This is a genomic window from Brevibacillus sp. NPDC003359 (assembly GCF_042878995.1).
Lineage (GTDB): Bacteria > Bacillota > Bacilli > Brevibacillales > Brevibacillaceae > Brevibacillus.
This window is the reverse complement of record NZ_JBIAOR010000003.1, coordinates 266,345-287,763: the sequence shown is the minus strand read 5'-3', so window position 1 is coordinate 287,763 and position 21,419 is coordinate 266,345. Positions and strand designations below refer to the sequence as shown.

22 protein-coding genes are annotated in these 21,419 nt (G+C 48.8%); 10 read left to right on the top strand and 12 right to left on the bottom strand.

Going from position 1 to position 21,419, the window contains the following annotated elements; translation table 11 throughout:
- Nucleotides 1–6: 6 nt before the first annotated feature.
- Nucleotides 7–1,344 carry an MFS transporter gene (locus ACFYU8_RS13060; protein WP_390299828.1) on the top strand — a complete coding sequence of 446 codons (1,338 nt, stop codon included), beginning with the start codon at nt 7–9 and terminating at the stop codon, nt 1,342–1,344.
- 60 nt (nt 1,345–1,404) lie between these two features.
- On the opposite strand, the gene abc-f is transcribed toward ACFYU8_RS13060, so the two are convergent.
- The 4 genes from abc-f to ACFYU8_RS13040 all read right to left on the bottom strand — a co-directional run bounded on the left by abc-f (nt 1,405) and on the right by ACFYU8_RS13040 (nt 6,028).
- Nucleotides 1,405–3,330 carry a ribosomal protection-like ABC-F family protein gene (gene abc-f, locus ACFYU8_RS13055; protein ID WP_390299298.1) on the bottom strand — a complete coding sequence of 642 codons (1,926 nt, stop codon included), beginning with the start codon at nt 3,328–3,330 and terminating at the stop codon, nt 1,405–1,407.
- 456 nt (nt 3,331–3,786) lie between these two features.
- Nucleotides 3,787–4,575 (bottom strand): stalk domain-containing protein, encoded by a 789-nt coding sequence (locus ACFYU8_RS13050; protein WP_390299295.1) that lies wholly within the window; start codon nt 4,573–4,575, stop codon nt 3,787–3,789.
- A 99-nt stretch (nt 4,576–4,674) separates the two neighbouring features.
- Nucleotides 4,675–5,613 carry an AEC family transporter gene (locus ACFYU8_RS13045; RefSeq protein WP_390299291.1) on the bottom strand — a complete coding sequence of 313 codons (939 nt, stop codon included), beginning with the start codon at nt 5,611–5,613 and terminating at the stop codon, nt 4,675–4,677.
- 13 nt (nt 5,614–5,626) lie between these two features.
- Nucleotides 5,627–6,028, bottom strand: a complete 402-nt coding sequence (locus tag ACFYU8_RS13040) for a hypothetical protein (RefSeq protein WP_390299288.1) — start codon at nt 6,026–6,028, stop codon at nt 5,627–5,629.
- Nucleotides 6,029–6,846: 818 nt separating this feature from the next.
- Here ACFYU8_RS13040 and ACFYU8_RS13035 point away from each other — a divergent pair.
- From ACFYU8_RS13035 to ACFYU8_RS13015, 5 genes are all read left to right on the top strand, one after another.
- Nucleotides 6,847–7,674 (top strand): amino acid ABC transporter substrate-binding protein, encoded by an 828-nt coding sequence (locus ACFYU8_RS13035; protein ID WP_390299285.1) that lies wholly within the window; start codon nt 6,847–6,849, stop codon nt 7,672–7,674.
- 80 nt (nt 7,675–7,754) lie between these two features.
- The gene (locus ACFYU8_RS13030) at nt 7,755–8,588 is read left to right on the top strand and encodes an amino acid ABC transporter substrate-binding protein (protein WP_390299282.1); all 834 of its coding nucleotides are present in this window, start codon (nt 7,755–7,757) and stop codon (nt 8,586–8,588) included.
- The gene (locus ACFYU8_RS13025) at nt 8,575–9,270 is read left to right on the top strand and encodes an amino acid ABC transporter permease (protein ID WP_390299279.1); all 696 of its coding nucleotides are present in this window, start codon (nt 8,575–8,577) and stop codon (nt 9,268–9,270) included. The genes ACFYU8_RS13030 and ACFYU8_RS13025 overlap by 14 nt, the downstream gene beginning before the upstream one ends.
- A gap of 17 nt (nt 9,271–9,287) precedes the next feature.
- Nucleotides 9,288–10,022, top strand: coding sequence for an amino acid ABC transporter ATP-binding protein (locus ACFYU8_RS13020; protein WP_390299276.1), 735 nt, complete (start codon nt 9,288–9,290; stop codon nt 10,020–10,022).
- 533 nt (nt 10,023–10,555) lie between these two features.
- Entirely contained in the window at nt 10,556–10,930 is a 375-nt protein-coding gene (locus tag ACFYU8_RS13015) for a YybH family protein (protein WP_390299273.1), read from the top strand.
- Nucleotides 10,931–11,018: 88 nt separating this feature from the next.
- Here the strand turns inward: ACFYU8_RS13015 and ACFYU8_RS13010 are convergent, their stop codons facing one another.
- A complete protein-coding gene (locus ACFYU8_RS13010) occupies nt 11,019–11,789 on the bottom strand; it encodes an ANT(4')-I family aminoglycoside nucleotidyltransferase (RefSeq protein WP_390299270.1) in 771 nt (256 codons plus the stop codon).
- A 114-nt stretch (nt 11,790–11,903) separates the two neighbouring features.
- Nucleotides 11,904–12,824 (bottom strand): LysR family transcriptional regulator, encoded by a 921-nt coding sequence (locus ACFYU8_RS13005; RefSeq protein WP_390299268.1) that lies wholly within the window; start codon nt 12,822–12,824, stop codon nt 11,904–11,906.
- 145 nt (nt 12,825–12,969) lie between these two features.
- Here ACFYU8_RS13005 and ACFYU8_RS13000 point away from each other — a divergent pair, with 145 nt between their 5' ends.
- Nucleotides 12,970–13,449, top strand: coding sequence for a DinB family protein (locus tag ACFYU8_RS13000; RefSeq protein WP_390299265.1), 480 nt, complete (start codon nt 12,970–12,972; stop codon nt 13,447–13,449).
- A gap of 40 nt (nt 13,450–13,489) precedes the next feature.
- On the opposite strand, the gene ACFYU8_RS12995 is transcribed toward ACFYU8_RS13000, so the two are convergent.
- Together ACFYU8_RS12995 and ACFYU8_RS12990 are read right to left on the bottom strand one after the other, a co-directional pair.
- Nucleotides 13,490–14,005 carry a DUF3841 domain-containing protein gene (locus tag ACFYU8_RS12995; RefSeq protein WP_390299262.1) on the bottom strand — a complete coding sequence of 172 codons (516 nt, stop codon included), beginning with the start codon at nt 14,003–14,005 and terminating at the stop codon, nt 13,490–13,492.
- A gap of 123 nt (nt 14,006–14,128) precedes the next feature.
- On the bottom strand, nt 14,129–14,680 hold the full coding sequence (locus ACFYU8_RS12990; protein WP_390299259.1) for a nitroreductase family protein: 552 nt from the start codon (nt 14,678–14,680) through the stop codon (nt 14,129–14,131).
- Nucleotides 14,681–14,839: 159 nt separating this feature from the next.
- Between ACFYU8_RS12990 and ACFYU8_RS12985 the strand changes: the two genes are divergently transcribed.
- Nucleotides 14,840–15,556 (top strand): GDSL-type esterase/lipase family protein, encoded by a 717-nt coding sequence (locus ACFYU8_RS12985; protein WP_390299256.1) that lies wholly within the window; start codon nt 14,840–14,842, stop codon nt 15,554–15,556.
- 45 nt (nt 15,557–15,601) lie between these two features.
- Here ACFYU8_RS12985 and ACFYU8_RS12980 read toward each other — a convergent pair whose 3' ends face one another.
- Complete coding sequence (locus tag ACFYU8_RS12980) at nt 15,602–16,384, bottom strand: SagB/ThcOx family dehydrogenase (protein ID WP_390299253.1); 783 nt, start codon at nt 16,382–16,384, stop codon at nt 15,602–15,604.
- Between the two features lie 126 nt (nt 16,385–16,510).
- Here ACFYU8_RS12980 and ACFYU8_RS12975 point away from each other — a divergent pair, with 126 nt between their 5' ends.
- Complete coding sequence (locus tag ACFYU8_RS12975) at nt 16,511–17,392, top strand: LysR family transcriptional regulator (RefSeq protein ID WP_390299250.1); 882 nt, start codon at nt 16,511–16,513, stop codon at nt 17,390–17,392.
- Here ACFYU8_RS12975 and ACFYU8_RS12970 read toward each other — a convergent pair.
- Nucleotides 17,389–18,240, bottom strand: coding sequence for an alpha/beta fold hydrolase (locus ACFYU8_RS12970; RefSeq protein ID WP_390299247.1), 852 nt, complete (start codon nt 18,238–18,240; stop codon nt 17,389–17,391). The two genes, ACFYU8_RS12975 and ACFYU8_RS12970, sit on opposite strands and share 4 nt — an antisense overlap.
- A 45-nt stretch (nt 18,241–18,285) precedes the next feature.
- Here ACFYU8_RS12970 and ACFYU8_RS12965 point away from each other — a divergent pair, with 45 nt between their 5' ends.
- Nucleotides 18,286–19,212, top strand: a complete 927-nt coding sequence (locus tag ACFYU8_RS12965) for a helix-turn-helix transcriptional regulator (protein ID WP_390299244.1) — start codon at nt 18,286–18,288, stop codon at nt 19,210–19,212.
- A gap of 92 nt (nt 19,213–19,304) precedes the next feature.
- On the opposite strand, the gene ACFYU8_RS12960 is transcribed toward ACFYU8_RS12965, so the two are convergent.
- A complete protein-coding gene (locus ACFYU8_RS12960) occupies nt 19,305–20,387 on the bottom strand; it encodes a glycoside hydrolase family 15 protein (RefSeq protein WP_390299242.1) in 1,083 nt (360 codons plus the stop codon).
- Nucleotides 20,388–20,553: 166 nt separating this feature from the next.
- Nucleotides 20,554–21,378 carry an inositol monophosphatase family protein gene (locus ACFYU8_RS12955; protein WP_390299239.1) on the bottom strand — a complete coding sequence of 275 codons (825 nt, stop codon included), beginning with the start codon at nt 21,376–21,378 and terminating at the stop codon, nt 20,554–20,556.
- Nucleotides 21,379–21,419 lie beyond the last annotated feature (41 nt).

Sequence of the window (21,419 nt, the reverse complement as noted above, 5' to 3'; positions counted from 1 at the left end):
GGATATATACTTGACAATATAGGTAGCCATTCTTATTTCTTTTCTATTATAGCACGTCTCGCAATAACTGCCCACGTTGTTGGCTTGACTTCGCCTTTTCCTTCACGTAAGGTGGAAAAAGCAAACAATCAGCTTGAACAGATTTTTGTTGGAAACGAGGTAGACGTAGTGAATAAGAAGCACCTTGCCCTCTTGTTCTTTATTGCTTTTTTCATCATGCTCGGTTTTGGCATCATTATCCCCATTCTTCCCTTTTTCGCAGAAAAATTGGGTGCGACTTCGTTTCAAATCGGCGTGCTTTTTGCCAGCTACAATATTATGCAGCTGGTGTTTGCACCGATTTGGGGAGCACTTTCAGACAGAATCGGGCGAAAGCCACTCATATCATTCGGGCTGTTCGGCTTTTCCATCACCTTTATCCTGTTTGGACTAGCTGACAGTTACACAGAAATGCTCCTGTATCGCATTTTGGGTGGAATCGTCTCGGCTGCCGCATTGCCAACGGTAACTGCTATGGTGGCGGATCTCTTCCCTTCAGAAGAACGAGCAAAAGGGATGGGAATCATTGGCGCCGGAATTGGGCTTAGCTTTGTCTTCGGTCCGGTAATTGGCGGACTGCTCAGTGGATTCGGCTTTGCCGTTCCCTTCTACGCTTCGGGTATCGTGGCGTTGCTTACGTTTTTCCTGATCCTGTTTGCCTTGCCAGAGAGCTTACCGAAAGAAAAACGGGCGAATCTGCAAAAAGAACAGCAACAAAATCCGCTTGTCTCTTTGTTCGGTTCCATGTCCTTGCTGTACGGTATTTTGTTCACCGTCTCCTTTGCTTTTTCGGGATTGGAAACGACTTTTGCCCTGTACATAAGTGATTTGTACGGCTTTACCTCCAAAGACCTCGGCTATATGTTTCTCGTCATGGGCTTGATCGCTGCCGCGGTACAAGGCGGGCTCATTGGAAGAATGGTCAAGCAGTTAGGGGAAGCAAGTGTCCTCGTCATTGGGATGATTCTTTACGGCATTGGATTTTTCGCCATTCCTCTGTCGGGTAACTTTTGGATACTGGCGCTGATTCTCTCGCTATTCGGAGCGGGTCAAGGAATGATCAGAGCGACAGCCACAGCAATGATCACCCAACGAACGACGCAAGGACAAGGCGTGACGAGTGGGGCAATCAGCTCGATGGACAGCCTTGGACGCATCTTGGGTCCATTAACAGGCGGAGCGGTTTACCAAGTCTCCCACAGCGGTCCTTTCTTCCTCGGTGGAGTTCTGATGGTACTTCTCCTCCTCTGGTTCGTCAGTGGCTATCGTCGCCTGCCAGAACCAAGCACACAAGCGCAATCGTAAGTCATACAAAATGGAGCACCACCAGCATTCAACACTTTGCTGGCGGTGCTTTTTATATTACTAGTGCTCCTGTAGCTCCATCCAGGCCGAAAAGGTTACGTCTATCTCCTTCTGCACCTGATCGATCTCTTGTTGCCAAGCTACTAACTGCTCGTAAACTGCCCCTTCACTTTGGAGCAAGACCGTCAGTTCACCTTTTCTTTCTTCTAACAAGGCTATTTTTTGTTCGAGCTCTGCTAACTTGTATGGATTCAGTCGTTTGGTGGTTGCATTTGTCACAGCTGTCTCTTGAACTTGTTTGACTGCTGGCTGCTTTCTTTCTATCTCCTCCAGCTTACCAGCTCGAGCAGCGATCCTCTGTTTTTGCTTTTCCCTTGCTTCCTCATAGGAACCCACATCGTGAACCAGCCGCTTATTTTCTACCCAAAACACGCCATCTGCCATCTTGTGCAGGAAATAGCGATCATGAGAGATCATGAACAACGACCCGCGAAAATCCGCCAATGCTTCCTCCAATGTTTCTCGCGCTTCAATGTCCAGATGGTTGGTCGGTTCGTCCAGAATGAGTAGGTTGATCTCCTGATGCATCATTTGCGCCAATCGCAGTCGCATCCGCTCTCCGCCGCTCAGCTGCCCGATCCGCTTGAAAACTTGTTCGCCGTAAAACATAAACCGTGCCAGTAAATGTCGTGCTTCCGGCTCCGTCACTCTGGCAACCTCACGGAAAAGGTCAATCAGTCGCTGGTTTTGATCTCCTTCCAAAGCTTGCTGTGACAAGTAGCCTACCTTGACACTGCTGCCTATTTTGAGCGTACCTGCGTCTGGCTGAACCTCTCCTAGCAGCATGCGAATCAGCGTAGACTTCCCACATCCATTTGGTCCGAGCAGTGCTTTTCGCTCACCGTAGCGCAATAAAAAGCTAGCGTCTGCAAACAATTGTTTTCCGCCAAATGCTTTCTGTACCCCCGTCGCTTTCAGCACATCCTGCCCGCTTCGGTCTGTCTTCATAAACTGCAAGCCCATGCGATCCGCTTCCATTTTCGGGCGCTCGATGCGTTCAATCCGCGCCAGCGCTTTTTCCATACTTTTCGCCCTTCGGTGAAAAGCCTCGTTTGGCGGATTGGAACGATTGCCCCACTCCTTGAGCCGTTTGATTGTTTCTTTCATTTTCTTGATCTGCTTCTGCTGTTCCTGAAAAGCGGCAAACTGGCGCAGCAAGCGCTCTTCGCGCTCCGTGGCAAACGCACTGTAATTGCCAATATAGAATTCGGCTTCTCCTCCGTCCACATGATAGACAGACGTGACAACAGCATCTAAAAAATAACGGTCATGGGAGATGATAAGAATCGTACCCTGATAATTTTTCAAAAACTCCTCTAGCCACTCCATCGACTCCACATCCAGATGGTTGGTCGGCTCATCCAAGAGCAGAACATCGCTTTGCTGGCAGAGTAGCTTTGCAAGGCCAGCCTTTGTCTTTTCCCCGCCGCTGAGTTGGGCAAAAGGCGTAGCTAACAGCTCAGAACTAACTCCCAAGCCCTGTGTCACCTGGGTCATTTTCGTCTCCCACTGATAGCCATCCTGTTGTTCGAATTCATCTTGCAGCTTTTGATAGCGCAGCATGAGGCGGTTTAACTCTTGTTCATTTTCGTAAAGCAACCCCATCTGCTGCTCGAGCTCGCGCATCTGCTCCTGCAGCTTGATAACATCGGCAAAAGCGCTGGCTACCACATCCTCGCCCGTCCAATCCGCTGGATATTTCGGCGTTTGCGGCAGGTACGCCCATATCGTTCCTTTTGCCCGAAAAAGCTCACCAGAATCAGGGCTTTCTATACCTGCCAGCAGCTTGAACAAAGTGGTTTTGCCTGCTCCATTCGGTCCGACGATCCCGACGCGTTCGCCTGCCTTGATTTCCAATGTGATCTCTTGTAAAACCGGATCTGCTCCGTACGATTTCTGTAATTGCTGTGTCGCGACAATAATCATGGTTGTTTCCTCCTAGAAATGTTGGTAACGGTTCAAAATAATGGATTTCCTGGTGGCCCCGGCACAATTTTTGAGACCACACCGCACGTGCGAGTGGACGCAAAAAAGCCGCAGGCCATTACCTGCGGCATCGTGAAAGGGACCGACCTTACGTCAGTTACCCATTATAGTCAAGAACAAACCGCCCCTGATCGATGCATGGTACGCCTATGGAAACTCCGTTCAGTTGTATGCGCAAAAAAGGACAGACTGGTCCCGTTGAATATTACATCATGCGTCATACTGGAAGTTTCTACCACAAACCATGCCTGAAGAGTTCCGAACACGTACATACACCTCCATTTCTCAAGGGATAGGAAATCACAACCATATCGTACATCAGGAGTCGCACAAAAACAAGAGGGCCTGCTAAGTGCTCCTCACTAGCAGGCCCTGTATGTCGTGTCCCCGACTTTCTTATCGACTTCCGTTGCCTTCTGTTTCAAACAATGGCTTCTTCGTCTCTGCATCCAGAAATACAACTGTCGTGTAAGGTGGCAGCTTCACTTTTGCCGCCAGATACGGATAGGAAATCACTTGCGGGTACATTCTGCCCGGATCAGGCTGTGTTTGTTTCACATATACAAATAACTGCTCCCAGCTCTGCTCCACTTTGCTTATTTGTAGTCCATAGCCAGGATTCGGCGAGGAACCGCGTGCGATGACGTAAAGATCACCTTGCTTGTGAATCCCTTGCTGTTCTTTTACCGAGTCAATAAACGTACGTTCCTGTTCCGTCAGCTTATCGACATCGACAAGCGTAAAGGCATTCTCATCCCCATCAATCACAATTTCCACCGCCTTTTTCTCGGCATTCCACGTGATTTGATGTCCGGCATTCTCTGCCATCCATCTCAGTGGCAAATACACTTGCTTGTCACGCACGATTGCGCCCTGACCATTTTCTAGCCACTTGCCATTCAACGCTACTTTTCCCGTAGCGAGTTGAAACGTCAGCGTACCGTCTGCCAGCTTCATTTCTCCATTCGTTGCGTCTTGTTTCCACGTACCTTGTAAAATCCGGCTCGCATCCTCGACAGATACATAGGTGCGCTGTTCGACGAGAATCGGTGCTTTTGCCAAGGAAGATTGCTCTCCATTTACCAGTATCGCTGTTTGCGGTGTGCTAGGCCCTGCCGCCTGCACAGGGTAAGCCGCCAACATCTGGAGTGTCAGTGCAACAGCCAGAATCGATTTACTTTTCATTGTTGTTCCTCCATCCCTGCTCATCATTTTCGTCATTCTTTACTTGTTAGACTTAGGTTTCCTCTGATTCGTTTCACTATGACTGAGATTGGCAAAAGATTAGTGCAAGAGCCAATTTCCCATGACCAGAACAACCGGGATGGACAAGAGCGCCAGCAAGGTGGAACAAACCGTCGTCATGGCGCCCATCTCCTCATCCGCCGCATAGCGCCCGAACAAGATCGAGGCCAATGTCAGGGTGGGCATTGCTACTTGCACGAGGGAAACGCTGACGATATCGCTGTCGATTGAAAAAACGGACAAAAGAAACGCCGTCATCAGTGGAAAAACAACTAATTTAAACGTGAGTGGCATACTCAAAAGCTTCAATGACACCTGCGGTTTGTTGCGCAAAAACATAGGCAAGAGCATACCAATGTACATCATGGCTAGTGGAGAGGCGAGCTTGGACAGCGTTCCAAACAGCTGTTTCACAGGCTCAGGTGGCACAAACCCAATGATGGCAGAACCGAGTCCAAATACGATCGCGATCATCGGGATGTTGATGAGTGTTTTTAGCCCTTTCAAGGAAAAGTTTCCTTTTTCCTGGAGCATCATCACGCCCACTGTCCATAGCACGACATCCACGCCTGCGTCGAAAATAGCGGCCAATAACGCCCCTTTTGGCCCAAACAATGCCGCACAAAGCGGCAAACCAATGAAGCCTGTATTCCCCAAGCCGGACAAGAGAGCAATCTCCCGACGTTTTTTCACAGGAAGAGGAAGGGCACGCGCCCCTAACCAGCCGATGAAAATGCCCAGGCAGTTTAAGATAATCGAAATGAAGAATATTGCAAAAATTTGGTATAAAATTTGTTGATCAATGGTTGTTTGAAAGATCCCGTCTAAAATAATGCACGGCATGGCAACGTTTATAATAATCGTGATGACGAGCTGGCGGGAGTCCGCAGTCAAAGGTTGCCGGTAGCCGATTAAGCTACCGATCCCAATGATGACGGCCATGATGAGGATGGACTGCTGCAACGTTTGTAGTTCCATGCTGCCCTCCTGCCTACATTTCTACCGGAAGCCATTCGAGTTCGGTTGGCTCCCCTTTTTCACATGTTCTTAGCAAATCCCCGCATAAAGGAACAACTTGCTCAAGCGGAACACACCAGGAAAGGGGAAAAGCAACTTCACTACCCTCGATGACGAGCGTGGACATCACCGCTGATTGCTTGTCTGCCGCAAGTACAAAATGCTGCTCAACAGGCTCGTGTTCTTTCCATTGCACCAATACTTTGCCGTTGTTCCCGCCTGCTACGACCAAATCCACATGGTCTCCATACGCTGCGTGAACCAACGTCCGCGTGACTCCATCCAATTGAGCGATTTCCTTCAGCACTTCATGCCAAGCTACATGCTTTTGCTCCATTGCACTTCCATCTGTATACATACGCCAGTCGTTTAACATGTTGGTTGACTCCTTTTGTCGGTGCGCTCTCCTATGAAGAACAAGCACGCAATTGCTTGTGGGCCTTTCAATTCGTACTAATTGTACGCTTCTTGACGAGGAACCTCAACCACTACTTCTTCCCCAAGTTTTCGTCTCATGCACATAGCCCCCACATGAATGGAGAATCTTAAAAGAGATAACAAGTGTAAACGTTACTGTAGTGGTGGGGAGGAAGCAGGAGAAAACGCTCAGCTTCTTGTCCCACCCGCTGTGGGATTGACTGCCCGCCTCCATGCCATAAGCGAAACCGCGTCCAAAGTGGTCATTTCAGGATGTATTTCAGAGGTGGACGCTTAAAGGCGTGTTTCGCTTTTAGCATTCCGTCTCGGTCGGTGTACCAAAGATCTTCGCTGTTTTCTCCTGTTTCCTCTACGAGCTTTCCGTGCTTAAACGGGTCTTAAAAGCATTAAAAGATTGAAGAATGTCATCGGTTACGACAGAGAAGAATATTTCCAGACGTAGCGACTTGTGGAGTCCTACCGAGCGGAGAAGGGATTCGCGGGCAAAAGAAACGCAACCGTGCCCACGCGACGTAGCGGCTACCACTTTTGCGTTTCCCCGCGAATCCCTTCGGAGCGAACAGTCTTAGCCCCCAGCAGGACGGAGCCTGGAGCCTAGACTGGAAATATTCTTCTCCCCACCGCAGCTACATAGAACCTTGTCCCTTCTAATTCAAAGTAATCAAATAGGATTTAACAATTTAAAGATTGACAAAGGCATGAACGACAACTACTATGAATCCATGAAATCCGATTAACATAAAGGGGATTGTCACCATGAAAAAAGTCATTCTGTCTACCTTACTATCTTGTCTGCTACTGGGAATGGTCGGTTGTAGCACTTCCGGTTCTCCTTCTCAGCCGAATAATTCGACACCACCTGCTGATCAAGCAGCTTCTCAAAATTTGCTAGAGAAAGTAAAAGCCGAGAAAAAACTCGTCGTTGGTACGGAAGGTACATACTCTCCTTTTACGTACCATGATCAGGCAGGCAAATTAACTGGCTACGATGTGGAGGTTATCACGGAAGTTGCCAAACGACTCGATGTAGAGCCTGTTTTCCAGGAGACCCAATGGGATGCCATGTTTGCGGGACTCGACTCCAAGCGCTTTGACGTGATTGCCAATCAGGTAGGAGTTCGTCCTGATCGTCAGGAAAAGTACGACTTCTCCAAGCCGTATACGATTTCTCGCGCGGTTTTGGTCACGCACAAGGACAACGAAACTGTCAAAGACTTCAAGGATATAAAAGGCTTGAAAGCTGGACAATCCATGACCAGCAACTACGCTGATCTCGCACGCGCCAATGAGGCGGAAATCGTCGGTGTAGACAACTTCAATCAGGCGATTGACCTGATCGCACAAAAACGTGTGGACGTCGTGCTCAACGATAATTTGTCCGTGCTTGATTTCCTGAAGCAAAAGCCGGATACGCCAATTAAAATCGTGACGAAAAATACAGAGGGCCAACCAACCGCTTTCATGTTCCGCAAAGGCAGCACGGAATTGATTGATGCGATTAACAAGGCGCTCGATGAGATGCAGCAGGACGGAACCCTTTCCAAGATTTCCATCAAATGGTTCGGTGAAGATATCACGAAGTAATTCTTAGACATTGACAAAATTGTCTGTCCCTTTTAGTATGTTCCTAATCAATTTCACATCGGTTTAGTGGGGGTTAATTTATGAAAAAACTATTATTTTCGCTTCTCGCTTCCACTCTGTTAGTCGCATTGGCAGGTTGCGGGTCGTCTTCAACGGGACAGCCACCGCAAAATAGTGCCACTCCTGCCCCAACAGAAGAGAAAAAAGAACAAAACTTGTTGGAAAAAGTAAAAGCAGACGGCAAAATCCTGATCGGAACCGAGGGCACCTACGCGCCGTTTACGTTCCACGATCAGTCTGGCAAGCTGACAGGCTATGATGTGGAGGTCGTGACAGAGGTAGCGAAGCGCATCGGCGTAGAGCCTGTTTTTCAAGAAGCACAATGGGATGCGATGTTCGCTGGACTCGACTCCAAACGCTTTGATGTCGTAGCGAATCAGGTAGGCATTCGTCCTGATCGTCAGGAAAAATACGATTTCTCCAATCCATACACGGTATCCACAGCGGTCCTCGTCACCCATAAAGACAACACGACCGTAAAAGGCTTCGAGGATATCAAAGGCCTGAAAGCAGCGCAAACATTGACGAGCAACCTCACAGATATCGCGAAGAAAAACGGAGCGGAAATCGTCGGTGTGGAAGGCTTTAACCAAGCGATTGACCTGCTTGTTTCCAAGCGTGTAGACATTACGATCAACGATGGAATTTCCCTGTTGGACTTTATGAAACAAAAGCCTGATGTTCCTATCAAAATTATCGCAAAAGATCCGAACGTAGCGAAAAACGGCTTCCTCTTCCGCAAGGGCAGCACAGAGCTGGTTGATGCATTCAACAAAGCACTGGATGACATGACGAAAGATGGTACCCTCGCAAAAATATCAGAGAAATGGTTTGGTGCAGATGTCTCTAAGTAGCTTCTTTGAAAACCCAGAACGCCTGAACCGATGGATGGATATCGCGCAAAGCTCCTTTCTTCCTCTGTTGAAAGGAGCCTTGCTCTATTCTATAACAATCGCCATCGCTTCCTTTTTCATTGGTCTGATCATTGCGGTTCTCACCGCGCTAGCGCGTCTATCTGGCATAAAGCCGCTGATTGCCATCGCTCGCTTTTATGTATCGATCATTCGCGGTACGCCTTTATTGGTCCAATTGTTCATCATTTTTTATGGCTTGCCGAGTATCGGCTTGATGATCGATCCGATACCATCGGCAATCATCGGCTTCTCTCTCAGCGTCGGTGCCTACTCCTCCGAGGTGGTACGTGCCGCGATCTTGTCCATTCACAAAGGTCAATGGGAAGCAGCCTACTCCGTGGGGATGACCTACTGGCAAGCACTGCGTAGAGTCGTGCTTCCTCAGGCAGCTCGCGTCTCCATTCCGCCTTTGTCCAACTCGTTTATCAGTTTGGTCAAGGATACTTCCTTGGCTTCGGTCGTTCTGGTACCGGAGATGTTTCGCAAAGCCCAAGAAGTTGTCGCTGCGACATATGAACCGCTGCTCGTCTATGTGGAAGCGGCCCTTATCTACTGGATGATTTGCTTCGTACTCTCCATTATTCAGGATCGCATCGAAAACAAGCTGGACCGTTATGTCTAAAAAGCAGGTGAAAATACATGATTACGATTACGGATGTGCATAAACAATTCAACACCTTACATGTACTCAAAGGCATTTCCCTCTCGGTAGAAAAAGGAAAGGTAGTCGTTATCATCGGTCCTTCTGGTTCCGGGAAGACAACCTTGCTTCGCTGCCTGAATGCACTTGAGGTTCCGACCAGCGGCAGCGTCCAGATCGGCGCCGTCAAGCTGGACTTTTCCCAAAAAGTGGAGAGAGCAAGTATTCCGAAGCTACGGAAACAGACTGGTATGGTGTTTCAAAATTACAATCTGTTCCCGCACATGACAGCCGTTGAAAATGTGATGGAGGGGCCCGTCACTGTCAAAAAAGTTGACAAAGAAAAAGCGCGTGCGAAAGCCGCTGCTCTCCTGACAAAAGTAGGTCTCGGTGACAAGCTGGACCATTATCCTGCACAGTTGTCTGGCGGACAGCAGCAGCGTGTAGGGATTGCCCGCGCACTAGCGATGGACCCGCAAGTTATGCTATTTGACGAGCCTACTTCCGCTCTCGACCCGGAGCTCGTTGGTGAAGTGTTGAAGGTGATGAAGGAGCTTGCCCAGGAAGGGATGACGATGATCGTCGTCACGCACGAAATGGGGTTCGCCCGGGAAGTTGCCGACGAGGTTATTTTCATGGACCAAGGCGTCATCGTGGAGCGAGATACACCTTCCAATTTGTTCGCAAAGCCGCGTGAGGAGCGCACACGTCAGTTTTTGCAGCATTTGAAGTAGTCACCAGAAAAAAGACTCTGTCTCTTGTATATGAGCACAGAGTCTTTTCTTTACAAAGATACCTTAGTCATCACAGAAGCAAATTACTAGAAAAATAATGATGATGATCCAAATGAACCCGCCCCCAAAAAAGCCGAAGCCATCGCGATCGCAACCCATGCTCTTCCTCTCCTCTCGAAGTATTCAGATGGACGCACCGATCTGCTGGCAAGGATCAGTACTGCATTTAGCTTATGACAACTGTATCTCTCCTGTATGGATGCCTGTCTATTCCAGCGATCAAAAAGAAAAAAACGGGTGCTTGCCCCTCGGCATTTATACAAAACCTAAAATTAACAAATGCTTCATGTTTTCTCTACTCTTCCTTAACATCAGACATCTATCATGAATGTGTCAGACCCTACGATGGACATTACGTCCTCCATTTCCGCCCGAATAGCCCCCTTCTACATCGGGCGGGCTTTTTTTCTTTGCCGCAAACCTTTAAAATATGGATAAATTAGACTTTTTTTAGCGGAGAGAGGGATTATTACGTGGAAGGGTATAAACAGGCGTTAGCGCAATATATTGACGCTACCAATACACATGACTTTGCCAATGTAGAAAAAGCGCTTCATCCGAATGCCATTTACTGGTTTTCCGACAAGACTTGTACATCCATGAGTGAAATCCGCGCTTATTTTGAAAAGGCATGGCATTTGATCAAGGAGGAAGTCTATGCGGCTACGGATGTCCAGTGGATTGCTGTCGATCAAAGGTCCGCTAGCTGTGTGTATACGTATCGCTATCAAGGCTATTACAACGGTGAATTCGTCACGGGAAGTGGCAGAGCTACGAATATTTTTACGAAAACAGAGACAGAGGAATGGAAGCTCATTCATGAGCATTTGAGCGGCAAAGTTGAGTAAGCCCAAAAATAAAAGCCTCGCTAGGTAGCAAGGCTTTCTTGGTAAGCCGAGACCCCTCTTGGAAGGGGTCTCGTATTGTTTTTATCGATCAAAAAGGGATTCGCTCTGAATGAATCACATACCGATGCCGAGCAGCCCACTCTTGGAGACCATCCCAGAATGCTCCGCAAGCGCTAACGATTTTTGCTGAATCCGTCAGCTCCCCGGACATTACCAATCGGGCTACCTGATCGAATCCAGCCGGGCGATTCGGCAATTCCAGCGCTTCCGGCAAAACCTTGGCCCCTGTCGAGTAAAGCTTTCGGTTATGCAGCCCGATCAACATCGCACCGTATTGGGCAAACTGCATGGTCAAGTAGGGCAGGTAGGTATGCGGGCCGTTTAGATTTACGTTTCGCAACTTGCCAATAAACTCGTACATTTCCCCTACGAGAATACCGTTGATTGCTTCGGTGAACGCTTCTCTTGCTGGTGATTCAGCCGCAATTTTGAGCGTTTCAAAAAAGCCCTTCGGATCGTACAAACTCAGCGGAGAAAAGAATGGGCCATGTGTCAGCGGCCAATCATCCTCGACTGTTGCGGCTGTGTTCAGCAGGACGTCTGCACTGCACACATTCACTTCAGCCTTCCAAGGTCCCGCTGACCATTCGTAGCTAAATTCTATTTCTTCCCCTGATTCTTCTAGTACGCAAAACATCTCGATATCCGAATAAGGGCCGTCTGTCCCGCGAGAAATGGAACCATACACCCCAATGGCCAGAACTTTTTCTTTGTACACTTCATGTAATCGCGCAGCAATTTCCTGGCAGGTTTGAAATCGTTCGCTTCGAGACATTTTTACAGGTCCATTCATGTTCATTTACGTACATCTCCCTCGATATATTTTGGGGTGAGTTGACACAAATACATGAATGGAGGACCTCGGGATTAACGGGGGACTTTTTTTGGATGCATGTGAACTTCCTCCCCTCGATCAGTTATTTTCATTTGGGCTAGTAGCATTGGCATTGTCGATGGCCGATTGAATATACGCCTGTAACGTATCGATGAAAGTACGAGCGGCGAACCCCATATATTTGTCCGAACGATAAACCAAACAGATGTCTTGGCTGGGTGTCGGATTCAAGAGGTTGATGATCGCAATCCCGTCATCGTTTACATTCTGCAGCAATAAGCTGGGCAGGATACAGCCCCCGATCCCCTTTTTCACAAGAGTCAAGAGAGACAAGAGTGTGGTCGTTTCGATATGAGGCTGCAAGCGAAAACCTTCCTGCAAGCAATAGCGATTGATGATCTGTCTCGCTTGATGATCCGGCGGAAACATCACCATTTTTAAATCTTGAAGCTGCTCAAACTTGATCGCTTTTTCCTTGGCAAGTGGGTGTGCAGAATGAACGGCCAATGCGAACTCTTCGTGAAAAAGCGGGATGACCGTGATTCTCTCATCCGGTTCAGGCAACACAGTCACGCCCAAATCAATCTCGCCCGCTAGGATCTGCCCCACTATTTTTGTCGACTCAATGACGGATAAGGATGTTTTTGGATACAAGCGATGGAATTCTACGAGAAGCGCATTGAACAACAAGTCTGCATCGCCAGGCAGTACACCGATCGTGAGCGTGCCGCCTTCGTTGTTTTTCATGGCAGCTATCGCTTCACGTGCATAGTCGATATGGGAAAAAACGTGCCGACTCTGTTCCAGCAATACCTTTCCTGCTTCCGTCAGCGTGATACGCTTGCCCAAGCGGTCAAACAGCGGGACTCCCAGCTCACCCTCTAAAAACTTGATTTGCTGGCTGAGATTGGACTGAGAGGTACATAGCTTTTCTGATGCTCTGGAAAAATGCATTTCTTCACAGATGGCCATAAAATACTCCAATTGCCTGAGCTCCATTGCTTCACCTCTTACGCCCATTATCACTTTTACTAATCATTATAATCGGAAAAGCATGATTGTTGTGATTTCCCCTACGACGTACACTTTAGTTGACGGTAAGAACGCTGTCAATCATAGGAAAATGATAGGGAGGTTTTGTCTCATGTCTCAAAGCATGATCACTACAGCCACATCCGTTCGTCAAATTGGTCTGCAACAGATTCCATTGATTCCTGAGGAGCTATTGGATGTTCAATCCCCTGCTTTTTCAAATACACTGCGCTGGAATATCGGCCACATCGTCTTTTGTTTTCAGCATTTCCTGTCCATCGGCTTGCCTTACCAATCTGACCTGCCCGCTTCTTACGCTACTTTCTTTCAGACGGGAACGAAGCCTTCTGACTGGACGACTGCACCACCCTCAAAAGATGAGCTGATTCACTACTTGTCCGTACAGCTTGATCTATTGTCCTCCGTCACCCCTGAAGAGCTAGAGGCAGCTTTGCCAGCACCGATTACAATGGGTCCCTTCCAGTTTACGACGGTAGGAGAAGTCTTTAACTTTGCCGTCGTGCACGAGTCCATCCATCTGGGGATCATTTCTAGCATGGTAAAAGTCGTAGCACAGGAAGCATCCAAATAATCACGAAAAAACGAGACCTTCTCATGGTCTCGTTTTCCCATTACCTCGCGATAAAGTACTCGACACTTTTTACGCTAGCAAGGTCTATTTTTCCGGTTGTCCCTTGTAATTCTCTCTCCTCGTCTGCATCCCAACTGTCGTCTCGCTCTCTATCCCACGCAAAGATACGCTCCCAGCTTTCCTCTTTTGAAATCGTCCCAATCCCCTTATGGTATTCTTCATACTCTTGTTCACTGTTAGCCAGGTAGTCATGATTTAACACCATGTGCCATTCATCGTAGTCCGATAGTAAAACCTCTTGTTCATCTAATTCAACTTTGATTCGGACGAACTTTACGCCACTTTCAAAATAGCCTGTACTCCTCAAATCAGGTTTGTTCACCCACAACCAGATCGGATATTCTCCCTCATATGTTGACAATCTCTTCTTCATCTGGTGAATCATCCATTCGTATTCTTCAGGGAACATCGCATAGTTCCGTTCCCCCTGTAAATATCCCTGTTCTTGTGCCAGATCCCATACTTCTTGGTTTTGTAACGTCCAAAAAACTCTCATTCCATACACCCTACTCCCATATTTCAAGTCGAGCTCATTACACAATGATCTAGCAATAGTGTAACCGAAGTCGTGCAGTGTACACAAAAAAACGAGACCTTAGAATGGTCTCGTTTTTTCCTTTTATTCGAACCGAGTGAACTTTTCTTCGGCAGGTGTGCGTGTGCGTGCTGCTGGAACATTTTCCTGATCGAAAAAACCGAGGTGCAGGAAACCAACAATTTTCTCTCCTGGCGCAACGCCCAAGATGGAGTGTGCCTTCGGGTCCCAGTTGTGCGCGTTTGTTTTCCAAACGACGCCGAGCCCACGCTCCCATGCGAGCAGCTGAAAGTTTTGAACGAGAGCAGCCGTTGCACTGAAATCTTCCTCCCATTGTTTTTGGCGAGGATCTTCTTTCATGATGACGACCAAATAAGCTGCTGGTTGATTGTACATGTCTCTGCGCGCCTGATGAGTCTCTGGAGGATAGACGGTGATCAACTTCTCCACGAACGCTTCTTTTTTCTCAGACGACACGAACAAAAATCTCCATGGCTCACGAATACCATGGTTCGGCGCGTATACAGCGTCATTCAACAGCTCCAGAACGAGTTCTTCGGACACAGTATCTGGTTTATAATCTTTTTTAATAGAGCGGCGCTCTCGAATTATTTTGGCAATGGACACATCGGTCACCCTCTTCTCTTAGAGTTCCACACTTTGATAATGGTTATCAGTCTTATCCAGATCATATGTTATCGTGTACGCTCGGCAAAATCAAGTAAAGAAGTACATGAAACTGCACACCACGCCTAAATTGATATGGTAAACTTTTTTGACGAGGAGGGATGTAGCTTGGACGAACAGCGCCCAGCTCTCATAAAGCCCGGATTTTTCAGTATCGATGCGCCAGCAGACAGGCGACGCAACGAATTTGACTTTCATAATGAAGCGCTGCTCTTCCATCAGCAGCCGATCGATTTAGTTTTTTTCGGCGATTCCATCACGCATTGGTGGGATCTCGCTACCTTTTTTGGCCGGTCGGGTCAGACGATCGTCAATCGTGGGATCGGCGGTGACACAACCGAGCAGGCACGCAGACGTTTCGCCGCTGATGTCCTTCAATTGAAGCCACGGTACGTCGTAATCATGATCGGGATTAACAATACGTGGGCGTTGGATACATTCTTGCCTTCCGACCGACTGACACCTCAGGAGATATGCCAGCAGGTTACCACGGATGTAGAAGCGATGGTGCATGCAGCTCTCGAACAAGGTATCCAGCCTATTCTTTGTTCTCTCTTGCCTACATGCATGGACCGATACGCACGCAACCGTGAGCGAAACGAGCTCGTCATCACGATCAATGAACGTTTTCAAGCTTTTGCTGAACAAGCAGACTGCCTGTATGTCGATTATCACTCCCGTATGGTAGACGCAGATGGTATCACGCTGCGCAAGGAATTGGCTGACGACGGACTACATCCGCATGTCCTCGGCTACCAGCTCATGGCGACCGTTCTGCGGGATACACTTTCTGCACATGACATCGTACTTGGCACACCATCATGAACATAAAAAAGGATGCGGCATCTTGCGCCCATCCTTTTTTGCTGCTTATTCCGGTCGACGATCCTTCAGCCAATGCCCACCTGCGATTTTGCCCACTGATGCCATCAAAACAGACAAATGGGACTTACCATCAATGCCTAAATACTCGTTCATGTCATGATCCATCCAGTGACCAATCGTCGTTACCCCAAGCCCCAGTCCGTTTGCTACCAAATGCAGGTTCTGCGACACGTGCCCGGAATCCCACCAAATATAGCGATACGCACGCTCTTTGTATTTATCTTTCGTCCGATCGACCATCGCTGTCCAAATAAAATTGACAGCTGCCCGTCTCGTCACCTCTTGTTCCTCTGTAAACATATAGGCGATCTCGGACGTGTCTTCTTTCTTCAGTCCTTCCAAGCACCAATTCTGTACATCGAGGTGATACAGGCCTTTCTCCAGGCCCTCCACGTTGTTAATCATCAGGTACGTCTCAATCGGATACAGGGCTCCGGCAGACGGCGTCGTGCGTAATTGATAGTCTCCCATATCATCTGTAATGCCCTGTGTACCCCACAGCAAGAGATTCAATTCGTTAAGGGTCAACGGTTGCTTCAAGAAATTACGCTTGGATCTTCGATTGGTGAGCACATCCCACAAATCGACGGACGCTGGAAACTGAGGTTTGCCCAAATCAATGCGTGCAAATACCTCCTCATAGCGCAAATACGTCGCCGGTCTTTTAGAAAAATCGTAACGAGAGGCCCAGCCTTTTTCCAGCTCGCCCACCCGGTAAGAGGTCGCCTCGATAAATTCATTTGCAATTCGCTGCCATTCGGGATGCATCTATGTTCCTCCTCGTAATAACTTGGTAGTGATGTCTTTTTACTATACGAAGCTCTTTTCCATTAGTAAAACAATGATTTATAATATTTTTCATAAGAAAAAACTAATGAAAAGGAACGAGGAGACATGACACTTACCCAACTGCAAGTGTTTGTCGCGGCAGCAAAAGCTGGAAGCTTCACACGGGCAGCAGAGAAAATCGGCTTTACGCAATCCGCCGTCTCGCAAATGATTCAAGCCCTGGAAAAAGAATTGGGCGTCAGTCTTTTTCAGCGAAGTCGCAGCGGGATCACTCCGACGAGCATCGGAGAACGAATGCTTTCGCACGCCCGCGACATTTTGAACATCACATCGTGCATGACGGAGGAAGCAAACGTGGCCCGTGGGATTACGTCCGGCACCCTACGCATTGCCTCGATCCCCAGCGTCGCCTCCCGCTTTTTGCCCGGACTGTTGGGCAACTTTCGCAAGCGATTTCCAGCCGTGGACATCCTGCTTTTGGAAGGGGATAGTGATGAAATTAGTAACTGGCTGCACAGCTCAGTTGTCGACATCGCCTTTACCGTCATGCCTGACAAGGAAATGCAGACATTGCCGCTCTTGCAAGACGAAATGATGGTCATTTTGCCAGAAACCCATCCGTTGAAAGACAGCCAGACCCTGCGGTTTTCCGAAATTGCGGAGCGTTGTTTTATCATGCCAAAGGATGGCTGCATCCGAAAAATGCTGCAAGAGAATCACATCACCCCTACGATTACGTTTGAAGTGCGTGAGGTGTATACGATTTTGACCATGGTTCAGGAGTATATTGGCGTCACGATCATGCCTGAGCTGTACATGCCACCTGTCATCCCCAAAGTCGTAGCGATCCCGCTGTCGCCGCCGATTACAAGGGAAGTGGTGCTCGCGGTGCGCAACTGGCAGTCGATCTCCCCACTGACCGCAGAGTTCGCCGTACACAGCCAGCAATATGTAAAAGGCATCGAACTTACGCGCCAAACCAATTAATCAGGAACCAAACCTTTTAGAAACGCCAGTATTTCCATGCTTGTCGCTATCGGCGCATCGATCGGCATCAAGTGCTTGGATTTTGGAATGACCACCGTTTTACTTTGTGGATGCCTCGTGACCTTTTGGATGAGGGAGAGCTTCACATCGAGCTTTGGCTCAGTCTCCGCCGGGAGAAACAGAACCGGGCATTTCATTTGTGCGTAGGCATCCTCATAGTGCAAATCACAGACTGTCTCCATGATTTGAAGGTTAATCGCAGTCGGTATCTGGTACGTGATCAGACCATCAGACAGAGGGTAGATCGTTACATGCTGAAACCATTTTTCGTAATACGGGTCCCACGGGTACCAATGCTGCCTCGCATATGGAGCAAATTCCGCTCGATGCTGGAACGCTGGCACTGCGCGCATGCGATACTGTTCCAAAATTTCGGCTTTTGATCCTTCCCGCTCGCCATTTGGGCCAACGAAATCAATCATGCCCGAATCCAGATTGATCAGTGATCGCACACGATCAGGGTAGGTTGCTGCAAAAAAGGTGGCAAAATCTCCGCCGAGAGAATTGCCAATCACATGCGCTCTTTCTACCCCTGCATGATCGAGAACTGCCCGTATATCCTCACATTGCGTACCAATATCGTAGCCAGTGGCCGCATGCTCCGACTGACCATGCCCGCGCAGGTCCATACAAATGATGTGGAAATCCTCTGAAAAATAAGGTAACATATCGTTCCAGATGGACGAGGTTCCCCCTTGGGGGTGCACGAATAGAACCGTTTCACCATTTCGTGCGCCTTCCAACACATGTAATCTGGTCCCCTGCTGATACATTGTCATTGACTTCATCCTGACTCACCCTTTCATTCGTTTTAGCTAAAGCGAGGAATACGTATGAACCGAACTGGTCGTTTACTAGAACTGCTTGCGCTTTTCCACACAGGGAAAACCTTTACCGTGGGTGATTTGGCCGATACGTTGTCCGTGTCCAAACGAACCATGCTGCGTGACTTGCACTTGCTCAGCGAGGCTGGTGCGCCCTTGCAAGCTTCCCCTGGTCCTGGCGGTGGATACAGACTGATTCGATCCCATCAGCTGACACCCCTTGCCCTCACGACAGAGGAGGCCGTTGCTCTGATTTTGTCGTATGAAGCCCTTCTCTCCTACACGGACAAGCCCTTTGAAAAAGAAACCCTGTCCGTAATCGCCAAGCTGCTTGCGAGTCTTCCAACAGACGCTTTGACAAGAGTAGAGCAGCTACGCAAAAAACTACGAGTGACGAACCCGAGCAGAAGTGTGGAGGCGCCTTTTTTGCGACCACTCTTGGATGCTGCTCTTTCCCAACAAGCTGTGGAAATTGCGTACGACTCTCTCAACCGACGAAGCACCAGAATCATTCAGCCCGATTATTTGTACGCCTTTGATGGGTACTGGTACTGCAAATGCTTCTGCTTTCTCAGGCGATGCACAGTCAAGCTGCGCGTTGACCGCATCCAAGCTATGTCGATTGTGGAAGCCCCTTCCGTCAACCTTGATCCGCATGTTTCGCAGAATGAAGAGCCAGAGCTGCTTCCCCTGCGTATTCGTTTGACGAGAAAAGGCTGCAAACTAGCAGAAAGCCACCATCAATTCGGCAATCAAATGACTCTTCTGGCAGATGGATCCGGTTTCATCACCGACACCGTTGCCCCCTCCGGAATCGATTGGGTAGCCCGGTTTGTACTCGGTCTGGGAAAGGAAGCCACAGTAGAGGAGCCTGCTGAGCTAATCGGCTGGCTGCATAAAGAACTCCATGCGCTGTGTCATTTTTATCCCGGTTAAACGCCACTCTGTTCGGTCCTGAGATGAGCATAGCAAGAAATGGTGTCAATAGATGTCAGTAATAAGAAAAACCAGGAAGACACTCTTCCTGGTTAGTTCTGAATGCCGAGCTCTGCCGCCAGCACGAGAAACATCGCATGCGACCAAAGAAGCGGCACAGCGGGATGGCCAGCCCTCTCCACCCATGTCTCATAATGAACTGGAGAAAACAGATGCTCCTGTACTTGTTCAGGCAGTCCGCTCGCTTGACGCTGGGAAGCTAGCCACGCTGCTATCTTTTCCGCTTCTTCACGCCTGCCGGTTTTCACGTAATACCATCCCAACCACGCAGATAACAGCAGCCACTGTCCCCCGCCGTAATACGTATCGGCCGGATAGCGATGCACGCCATATCCTGCGCGCAGCTCCTCTTCTATGGCCTGCACTGTCCGAATCATAAGCGGATCATCCACGGTGACAATCCCATACGGCAGGGCCAGCCAGAGCAGACTTGCATCCACAGAATGATCTCCGAGTGATTTTATCAATCGCCCGTTGTCTGTGCCGTGCTCGCGTATGAATTGACGAATTGTCTCTCCTAGCCGAGCGAGTTCGGAAGCGCGATCGTACAAATAAGGCTCCATCGCCTTGATTCCGGCATAAATGGCTCCTAGCGTCACCGGATGGATGCGGTCTCCTCCCTCTTCCCAGCAATCAAAGTTAGGGAGCTGCCAACACGCCGCTACATAGTCAATCGTCAGTTCAATAGAAGGCTTCAGCTCGTGAATCAAGTCATGCTCCCCACTCATCCGCACATGCTCAGCCAGCCCCCACAGCCATGTCCCATAGCCATCGAGCTGAAAGCTGCCCCATTCCCCTGCTACTTCTTCTCCTTCTGGTGTATAGCGCGTATGCAAAAAGCGGTCGTTCCCCGCATCATCGTTATCTAATCCTGTTTTTACTGCCGAAATGGCTGCTCTTGCTTTTGTCTCATGCTTTCGGATCACATTATCGCACCATTGGTAAAACTTACGGGCGCTCTCATGGTTGCCGGTACGGTTCATCGCGTATGCCGTAAATGTTCCATCACGGAGCCACGCATACTGATAGTGGACAAATGCGGGTGAAGCGAGATACGCCCCGGTACTCGCTTGATTCTGAAGGATCAACTGTACACTTTCCTCAATCAGGGTCATGGTTATCCCCCCTTGTTCGGACAAGCCGCCTTCGTAACAAATACAGTTGCTGCTCGTCTTCCGGCTATGTTTCTATATCATATGCAACCGACGTCCAAAAGGAACCCAACTTGCACAGCAAAAGAAAACCCGCTGGATGCGCATAGCCAGCGGGTTCTTGTGACTCTTAATTTTGTGAGGGTACATCGATATGTTCAGATTTCAGGTAATGCTGCAGTTCCTCATAAAAAGTCGGGTTGCAAGCCATCACGCTGCTCTTTTGGTCGTACGGCAATGGTGTCCCCATCATGGTCGTCACCCGGCCGCCTGCTTCCTCCACAATAATGCGAGCTGCCCCGAAATCCCACGCATTGAGCTGCATACTGACGTAGCCATCCAGTCTTCCTGCAGCCACATACGCCATCTCCAGAGCGGCGCTTCCTAACAGCCGCATACCGCGAACCTTCCCGGCAAGCTTTTTCACGATCAAGTCGATGCCGATCTGCTCAGCACGCTTGTTCCAAAATACGCTCGTGCATAACAAAGCTTGTTCCAGGCTCACTGCTCGATTCACCTGCAAGGGACGATCATTGAGAAAAGCCCCTTCCCCTTTTACCGCATAAAACAACTCGTCTCTGGAAGGATCGTAAACCGCTCCGACCATTCCCTCTCCCTTATGGTAGACGGCAATGGAAACGGAAAAATTGATTTGCTGATGAACAAAATTGGTCGTGCCATCAATCGGGTCAATGACCCAAAGTGTTTCATACTGCTTGTAATCCTCAGCATGTGCACTCTCTTCTCCCAAAATTCCGTGATCAGGGAAGCGTGCAAGAATCATCTGAATGACGTGATTCTCCACTTCTTTATCTACGGCTGTAACTAGATCGGAGGCTGATGTTTTATACTCGACGGTAAAAGGCTCCTTCATTCGCTTCAGACTCAGCTCACCCGCTGAACGGGCGCATTGCAAAGCGAGCTCCTTGAGAGCCGCCAGTGTTGATGCTTGCACACGTATCGCCACCTAAAACTTGACTTATTTTTTCGCAAAGG